The organism is Terriglobales bacterium (genome assembly GCA_035624475.1).
GTDB lineage: Bacteria > Acidobacteriota > Terriglobia > Terriglobales > Acidobacteriaceae > DASPRL01.
Genome location: DASPRL010000336.1, coordinates 1 through 7,314, shown reverse-complemented (window position 1 = coordinate 7,314; position 7,314 = coordinate 1). Strand labels below are relative to the sequence as shown.

Sequence of the window (7,314 nt, the reverse complement as noted above, 5' to 3'; positions counted from 1 at the left end):
CCTACGAAGACCGTGGTGCGCCCTTTCTCGGTGACGCCGTCCACCGCGGCGATGCGGCCGCTCATCTGCGCCGACCCGATGTTGCGGGCGGACAGCCCGGAGACGGTGGCGGAGTCGAACTTCACCGGGCGCTGGGCGGCGAGCGGCAGCGCCAGCAGCAGCAGGGTGGCGCCGGTCAGCGCCAGCATCAGGCTCTTGGAGCAGCGGGCAACGGCGGTCATAGGCTTGTTCCTCTTGTTGGGCGAGATCGGACTTCCCGGGGGTTGGGGCCGGACTTGCCGCATGCCTAGGGTTTCTTCGTGGCCGGGGCCTGCAGCGAGGCGGGCACGGCAAAGTCGGCCTCGCTCAGGGGCACGTTCACTTCGATCTGGTCGTAGGTGATGGTGCTCCAGTTGTCGGGATTGTTCTTGGGACCGTTAGCGATGGAGAAGGGGAACATCACTCCGGCCACCGGCTTGTAGGAGCCCAATTCCTGCGCGAACTCCCGCACCGAACCGCGGATGAACATCTGGAACTCCTCGCGGATCTCCAGGTAGGTGTCGGGATCGAGGTAGTAGTAGATGATGTCGCCGTTCTTGAGCGTGACCTTGAGTTTGTAGGCGTCGTCGCCGTCCACCGTGTCCATGCCCAGGTACTCGACGGTATTGCCCTTGGCCTTGTAGTCGGTCAGGGGACCGTCGAGATCGGCGTCCAGCAGCAGGCCGTGCAGGTCGTCCTCGCCCAGCAGCACCGGGTCCTTCTTGCCGCCGAAGGGACGCACGGCCCAGCCCGCTGAGCCATCGTAGGCCTGGATGCCGGTCATGCCCTGCAGCGAGAAGGTCTCGCGCACCTGGTTGGGACGCTTGTTCTCCTGGGTGACCGCCGCCTTGAAGCCGCCGTTGTCCTGGGTGCCGGTCATGCGCACCGTCTGGATGGCCCGGATCTTCTCCAGCCCGCCCTTGGCGGCGAGGTTCTTGGCGATCAATTCGTCGGCGGTCTGCGCGGAAGCGCACACCGCCAGGCTCAACAGCACGACCACGATCATCTGGCTACGGCGCATAACGCTCGCTCCTGAGTGACGCGACAGACAGGGTAAGGGTCCGGGGACCCTACCAAAGCCGGGCATTGTATACCCCTTCCCGCCTGTCCACGCCAGCTTTGGGATGAACGCGGCAGGCTTTCGCCAACGACCAACGACGAACGACCAACGACCAACGACTAGTAGATCTGGTACGCCGGCCCGGGCACGCGCAGGTTGGGCTTGCGCGCCATCAGCAGCAGCGCTCCGGTCTTCTTGAAGGCCTTCAGGTCGTCCACGCTGTTGAACGACTTCGTCTGGTAGTCATCGGGCGTGGGGGTGGGGTCGGGGATGCGCCGCGATTCCACCTCCTCGAAGGCCAGCGCCCGCAGCATCGCCTCATACTCCGCCGCCGAGCGCACGTGTACCGGCACCTTCAGCTTGTCCACCCACTGCAGCGAGTAGGGGTTGTCCTGGTAGAGGTTGATGAGGATGAACAGCCGCCCCTTGGGCGCCATCACCCGGAACAGTTCCCCCAGCACCCGCTCCTGGTCGGGGTAGTAGTAGAAGGACTCGACCGAGAGCACCTTGTCGAAGAAGTTCTCCTCCCAGGGGATCTGCTGCGCCGAGCCGGTCACATAGAGGATGTTCTCCAGGTCGCGGGAGGCGGCGCGCGCCCGCCGCACCATCTCGTCGGAGATGTCGAGCCCCACCACTTGGCCGAAGCCCTCCGGGCCCTCGCCCACCAGGCGGGCCAGCAGGCGGGTGGCCCAGCCCGAGCCGCAGCCCAGGTCGAGCACGCGCTCCCCCGGGCGCAGCTCCATCAGGCGGATGGCCGGCTCGGTGATGGCGAAGTGATGGCGCTCCATCTTCTCGCCTTCGCCTTCCTGGGCCCAGCGGTTGAATTCCTGCTGCAATCGCTCTTCAGGAGTCATAAGTTCAGTTTCCAGTTTCCAGTTTCCGGTTTCCAGTTTCTCGTTTCTAGTTTCTAGGGTTCACTGACGTCCGACGCCTGACGCCTGCCGTCCTCTATGCTACAGTCTGCACTTCCCATGGCTCAAACCCCCGAACCCGCGCCCTCCCCGCAGCCGCTCTACTGCCCCACCTGCGCGCGCGAGGTCACCGACCCGCTCACCTGCGGCGACTGCTCGGCGGTGATCTGCCGCGTCTGCGGCACGCCTTTGGAAGCCCCCGAAGACCTGGGGATCGGATAGCCCTTGCCCACCGCCGCCAACCTGACGAAGCCCGGCGAAGGCCAGCCCACGCTGCTGCGCGGCCTCTCGCTGATGGACTCGGTGCTGCTGCTGGCCGGCGGCATCATCGGCTCCGCCATCTTCCTGGCGGTGAAGGACGCGGCTGCTCCCCTGCACCATCCTCTGCTGTTGCTGGCGGTGTGGGTGCTGGGCGGCGGGGTCTCGCTGCTGGCCTGCTTCGCCTTCGCCGAATTGGGCGCCATGTATCCCAACTCCGGCGGCCAGTACGTCTACCTGCGCGAAGCCTACGGCGAGTTCTGGGCCTTCCTCTTCGGATGGATGGTCTTCACGGTGAACTACACCGGCACCATCGCGGCGCTGTGCGTGGGCTTCGCCTCCTACTCGGAGGCCATCGTGCCCTTCGGCGCCAAGCTGCCGGTCCTGCACGTCGGCTCCTGGGCGCTGACCCGCGCCCACCTGGTGGCGCTGGCCGCCATCGCCGTGCTGACCTGGGTGAACGTGGTAGGGCTGCGGCGCGCCGCCGTGCTGCAGAACGTCGCCACCTGGATGAAGTTCGCCGCCATCGCCGTCTTCGTGGTGCTGGGCGTGGCCATCGGCAAAGGCTCGTGGTCGCATCTTCTGGCCTGGGCGCCCAACGCGGGCGCCGCGCCCTCCCTGGGCTCGGGCTGGGAGCTGGCGGGCGACTTCGGCATCGCCCTGATCGCCGTGCTCTGGGCCTTCGACGGCTGGGCCTACATCTGCTGCGCCGCCGGCGAGGTGAAAGACCCGCAGCGGAACCTGCCCCGCTCCCTGCTGCTGGGCGTGGTGCTGGTGGGCGTGGTTTACCTCGCCATGAACGTGGTGTACCTCTACGCGTTGCCCATGGGCCAGGTGCAGCAGGTGGAGACCATCGGCAACACCGCCGCCCAGGCGCTCTTCTTCCCTTCTGCCGGACGCTGGATGTCGGTGCTGATCGCGGTCTCCTGCTTCGGCGCCGCCTGCGCCTGCATCCTGGCGGGGGCGCGCGTGGTCTACGCCATGGGCGTGGACGGCGTCTTCTTCCGCAGCATGGGACGCGTGCACCCGCGCTACCGCACCCCCGCGGTGGCGCTGGTCGGCCAGGGCATCTGGTCGGGGGTGCTGGCCCTCTCCGGCCGCTACGACCAGCTCTACACCTACGTGATGTTCATCGGCGTGCTCTTCTACGTGCTCACGGTGGTGGCGCTGTTCGTGCTGCGCCGCAAGCACCCGGAGCGCGAGCGCCCCTACCGCTGCACCGGCTATCCCTGGCTGCCGGGGCTGTACGTCGTGATCAGTTTGCTATGGGCGGGGATCGTGCTGGTGCAGCGCCGCTACGAGTCCCTGGCGGGCATCGTGATCGTGCTGCTGGGCGTGCCGGGGTATCTCTACTGGCGGCGCGGGAAACGAGTCATTGGTCGTTAGTCGTTGGTCGTTGGCCGTTTGCTATCCACGATTCACTGTCCACGATCCACTGCCCTTCAGAAGAACATCTCCCGCGCGATCCAGCTCTTGCACTGGCACCAATGCCCATCGCGCTTCTGGAAGGTGCGGAAGAGGAATAGATCGCGGTCGGTGCGCTGCTCGATGGGCACCGGCGTGAAGTTCTTCAGCTCCTCATCGGGGATGGGCACGCACACCGGATGTCCCAGCCAGACCAGTCCCAGCGCGACCAGCGATAGCGCCAGGATGAGCCGCGTGCGATTCATAGGGCAGATTGTACTTCAGGGTGCGGGACAGCCCGTAGGTTTGGCGGAAGCACCGCGATGCTGTAAGCTTTCCCGTCTTTGGCTTGAACCCTGAAACCTGAAACTCGAAACCGCTATGAAACTCCTGGTCATCGGCGCCGGCATGATGGGCTCGGCGGCGGCCTACGACATGGCCTCCACGCCGGAGGTGCAACGGGTCACGCTGGCCGACAGCGACCTGCGCCGCGCGCGCGAGGCCGCCGCCCGCGTCAACAAGCTCACGCGCACCCGCAAAGTGCGTGCGGTGGCGGTGGACGCACGCCGCTCCACCGCCGTCACCCGCCTCATGCGCGGCCACCAGGCCGCGCTCTCCGCTGTGCCCTACTTCTTCAACCTGGGACTGGCTAAGGCGGCCCTCGCCGCCGGCTGCCACTTCGCCGATCTGGGGGGCAACAACACCGTAGTGCGCCAGGAATTGGCGCTCAGCCAGCAGGCCAAGAAGCGCGGTGTGGCCATCGCCCCCGACTGCGGCCTCTCTCCGGGGATGGCCTCCATCCTGGCGGGCGAGCTCATGCGGCGGGTGGGTGGGCGCGCGGCCGCGCTCAAGATCTACGTAGGCGGGCTGCCCAAGAACCCCAGGCCGCCCTTCGGCTACCAGCTCGTCTTCTCGGTGGAGGGCCTGATCAACGAGTACGTGGAGCCGGCACGGGTACTGCGCCGCGGCAAGCTCACTACCATCGAGCCGCTCAGCGAGCCCGAGAGCTTCGAGATGGAAGGCTTCCCGCCGCTCACCGCCTTCCATACCTCGGGCGGGACCTCGACTCTCCCCGAGAGCTTCGCCGGGCGGGTGGGCGAATGCTTCGAGAAGACGCTGCGCTACCGCGGCCACCTGGCGCTGCTGCGCGGCCTCTACGACCTGGGCATGTTCTCCAGCCAGAAGCAGAGATTCGGCAAGGTGGAGATCGCGCCGCGCGTGATCACGTCCAAGCTGTTCGAGGAGAAGTTCGCGGGCCGCGAGCCCGACGTGGTCATCCTGCGGGTGGAAGCGCACCGCGACGGACGCGTCTTCTCCTTCACCCTGGTGGACGAGTACGATGCGCGCACCAGGATGACGGCCATGATGCGGACCACCGCCTGGCCGGCCTCTATCGTGGTGCAGATGCTGGCCTCGGGCGAGATCGCGGCGCGCGGCGGCATCCTGCAGGAGCGCGACGTGCCCGCGGAACGCTTCCTGCTGGCCATGGAAGGCCGCGGCATCCGCATCGACTACGCGCAGGAGACGGGAAGCGCGGCCCGCATGTGATTCTTGTGGGGCGGCCGTGCCGGCCGCCCGGACGGGCGACACGCCCGTCCCACACCGAGGCAAGGAGGAGAACGTGAAGTTCCTCGACCGGCTCCAACCCCTGGGCCTGCTGGCGCTGCGCTGCGGCGCCGGCGCCATCCTGGCGGGTTACGGCTACCAGAAGGTCTTCGGCGGGCTCTCGCAGTACGCCGGCTACGTGCACTCCGCCGGCATGCCGGCCTGGCTGGGCTACGTTTCCGCCTTCACGGAATTCCTGGGTGGGATCGCCCTGATCGCGGGCCTGCTCACCCGCCTGGCCTCCTTCGGCCTGCTGATCAACATGGCGGTGGCCACCAAGGTCAAGATGGGCGGCGCGCACTTTCTCGCCAGCGGCGCCGGCTGGGAGTTTCCCATGCTGGTGGGCGTGGTGTGCCTGGCGCTGCTCTTCTGCGGCGCCGGTCCCATCTCGCTGGACTGGGTCTTCTTCCGCGGCGGCGGCGGGGAGCGCCGCTAGAACTCGGCCAGCATGAGCATGGCCTGGTAGAGGTCGTCGGCCTGGGGCAGGATGGCGTCTTCCAGCGCGGGCTGGTAGGCGACGAAGGTGTCGGTGGCGGCCAGGCGGCGCACCGGAGCGTCCAGCTCCTCGAAAAGTTCGTCGGCGATGCGGGCGGCGATCTCGGCGCCGTAGCCCCAGCTCTTCGAGTCCTCGTGCGCGACCAGCACGCGGCTGGTCTTGCGCACGGAGGCCGCGATCGCCTCCCAGTCGTAGGGGCTGAGGGTGCGCAGGTCCAGCAATTCCACGCTGATCTGGTGGTCGCGCTCGAGCTTCTGCGCCGCCTGCAACGCCCGCGGTACCACCGCGCCGTAGGTGATCACGGTGAGGTCGGTTCCCTCCTTCCAGACGCGCGCCTTGCCGAAGGGGACCATGTAGTCCGGGCCGGGATAGGGCGCGCGCCCGAAGGGTTCGCGGTAGAGGCGCTTGTGCTCGAGGAAGAGCACGGGGTCGTCCGAGCGCAGGGCGGTGCGCAGCAGGCCGTTGGCGTCGAGCGCATTCGAGGGGAAGCAGACGCGCAGCCCGGGAATGTGGGTGAAGGTGGATTCGCCGCACTGCGAGTGGTAGATGGCGCCGCCGGTAAGGTAGCCGCCGATGGCCACACGCACCACCGCGGGCGCGGAGAAGGCGTTGTTGGAGCGCCAGCGGATGAGCGGCAATTCGTCGCGCAACTGCATCATCGCCGGCCAGATGTAGTCGAAGAACTGGATCTCGGGAACGGGCTTGAGCCCGCGCGTGGCCATGCCCACGGCCCGGCCCACGATGTTGGCCTCGGCCAACGGCGAGTTGAAGACGCGCTCCGGGCCGAACTCCGCCTGCAGTCCGGCGGTCAGCTTGAACACCCCGCCCTTGCCTTTCACCGACTTCTGCTTCAGATACTCGTCGCGGCTGCAGTCGGCCACGTCCTCGCCGAAGACCACGATGCGGGGATCGCGCCGCATCTCGTCCTTGAGGCAGGCGTTGATGAGGTCGGCCATGGTCTTGTCGGCGCCCTGGGACTGCGGCTCGCCCTGCATGGCGCAGGGATCGAGGTCGGGCGAGTACACGAACTGCGTGATGGATTCCTTCGCCGGGAAGGCCGCTTCCAGGGCGCGGTCGGCGGCTTCCTGGACCTCTTCGTCCACTTCCTTCTCCAGGCGGTTGATGGCCTCTTCGTCCATCACGCCCTCGCGCACGAGAAACATCTGCATGCGGGTGATGGGATCGCGCTGGGCCTCGTCCTGGCGCTCCGCGTCGGGGCGGTAGAGGCGCTCGTCGTCGGAGAGCGAGTGCGAGTAGGGCCGCACCACGTGGCCGTGCACGAAGGCGGGGCCGTTGCCGGCGCGGATGTGCGCCACCGCGCGGGTGAAGGCAGCGTAACTAGCCAGCGGGTCGGTGCCGTCCATCTCCTCGAAGTGGAAGTTGGGATGGTTGGCCACCAGCCTGGAGATGTTGCCGCCGGCGGTCTGTACCTCCACCGGCACGGAAATAGCGTACTCGTTGTCCTCGACCGAGAAGAGCACCGGGAGCTTGCGGTTGGAGGCGGTGTTCATGGCCTCACAGAACTCGCCCTCGCTGGTGGTGCCTTCGCCGCAGGAGACGTA

General features: G+C 67.4%; 9 protein-coding genes. 4 read left to right on the top strand and 5 right to left on the bottom strand.

Annotated elements, in window-relative coordinates; translation table 11 throughout:
- From VEG08_13300 to VEG08_13290, 3 genes are all read right to left on the bottom strand, one after another.
- On the bottom strand, nucleotides 1–221 hold a 221-nt coding region (locus VEG08_13300), incomplete at its 3' end, for a hypothetical protein (GenBank protein HXZ28963.1).
- A 65-nt stretch (nucleotides 222–286) separates the two neighbouring features.
- On the bottom strand, nucleotides 287–1,039 hold the full coding sequence (locus VEG08_13295) for a hypothetical protein (protein HXZ28962.1): 753 nt from the start codon (nucleotides 1,037–1,039) through the stop codon (nucleotides 287–289).
- Nucleotides 1,040–1,197: 158 nt separating this feature from the next.
- Complete coding sequence (locus tag VEG08_13290) at nucleotides 1,198–1,932, bottom strand: class I SAM-dependent methyltransferase (GenBank protein ID HXZ28961.1); 735 nt, start codon at nucleotides 1,930–1,932, stop codon at nucleotides 1,198–1,200.
- A 117-nt stretch (nucleotides 1,933–2,049) separates the two neighbouring features.
- Between VEG08_13290 and VEG08_13285 the strand changes: the two genes are divergently transcribed.
- Both VEG08_13285 and VEG08_13280 read left to right on the top strand, forming a co-directional pair.
- On the top strand, nucleotides 2,050–2,211 hold the full coding sequence (locus VEG08_13285) for a hypothetical protein (protein HXZ28960.1): 162 nt from the start codon (nucleotides 2,050–2,052) through the stop codon (nucleotides 2,209–2,211).
- Nucleotides 2,212–2,214: 3 nt separating this feature from the next.
- On the top strand, nucleotides 2,215–3,633 hold the full coding sequence (locus tag VEG08_13280; GenBank protein ID HXZ28959.1) for an amino acid permease: 1,419 nt from the start codon (nucleotides 2,215–2,217) through the stop codon (nucleotides 3,631–3,633).
- A gap of 56 nt (nucleotides 3,634–3,689) precedes the next feature.
- Here the strand turns inward: VEG08_13280 and VEG08_13275 are convergent, their stop codons facing one another.
- Entirely contained in the window at nucleotides 3,690–3,917 is a 228-nt protein-coding gene (locus VEG08_13275) for a hypothetical protein (protein ID HXZ28958.1), read from the bottom strand.
- A gap of 115 nt (nucleotides 3,918–4,032) precedes the next feature.
- Between VEG08_13275 and VEG08_13270 the strand changes: the two genes are divergently transcribed.
- Together VEG08_13270 and VEG08_13265 are read left to right on the top strand one after the other, a co-directional pair.
- Nucleotides 4,033–5,199 (top strand): saccharopine dehydrogenase C-terminal domain-containing protein, encoded by a 1,167-nt coding sequence (locus VEG08_13270; GenBank protein HXZ28957.1) that lies wholly within the window; start codon nucleotides 4,033–4,035, stop codon nucleotides 5,197–5,199.
- A gap of 73 nt (nucleotides 5,200–5,272) precedes the next feature.
- Complete coding sequence (locus tag VEG08_13265; GenBank protein ID HXZ28956.1) at nucleotides 5,273–5,692, top strand: DoxX family protein; 420 nt, start codon at nucleotides 5,273–5,275, stop codon at nucleotides 5,690–5,692.
- Here the strand turns inward: VEG08_13265 and VEG08_13260 are convergent.
- Nucleotides 5,689–7,314 (bottom strand): thiamine pyrophosphate-dependent enzyme (locus tag VEG08_13260; GenBank protein HXZ28955.1); only part of this gene is annotated, 1,626 nt, incomplete at its 5' end. The genes VEG08_13265 and VEG08_13260 overlap by 4 nt on opposite strands.

Bases quoted from the DNA above. Each gene is read 5' to 3' on its own strand.
- VEG08_13270 (HXZ28957.1), top strand. From the start codon at position 4,033: ATGAAACTCCTGGTCATCGGCGCCGGCATGATGGGCTCGGCGGCGGCC.
- VEG08_13290 (HXZ28961.1), bottom strand. From the start codon at position 1,932: ATGACTCCTGAAGAGCGATTGCAGCAGGAATTCAACCGCTGGGCCCAG.
- VEG08_13295 (HXZ28962.1), bottom strand. From the start codon at position 1,039: ATGCGCCGTAGCCAGATGATCGTGGTCGTGCTGTTGAGCCTGGCGGTG.
- VEG08_13275 (HXZ28958.1), bottom strand. From the start codon at position 3,917: ATGAATCGCACGCGGCTCATCCTGGCGCTATCGCTGGTCGCGCTGGGA.
- VEG08_13285 (HXZ28960.1), top strand. From the start codon at position 2,050: ATGGCTCAAACCCCCGAACCCGCGCCCTCCCCGCAGCCGCTCTACTGC.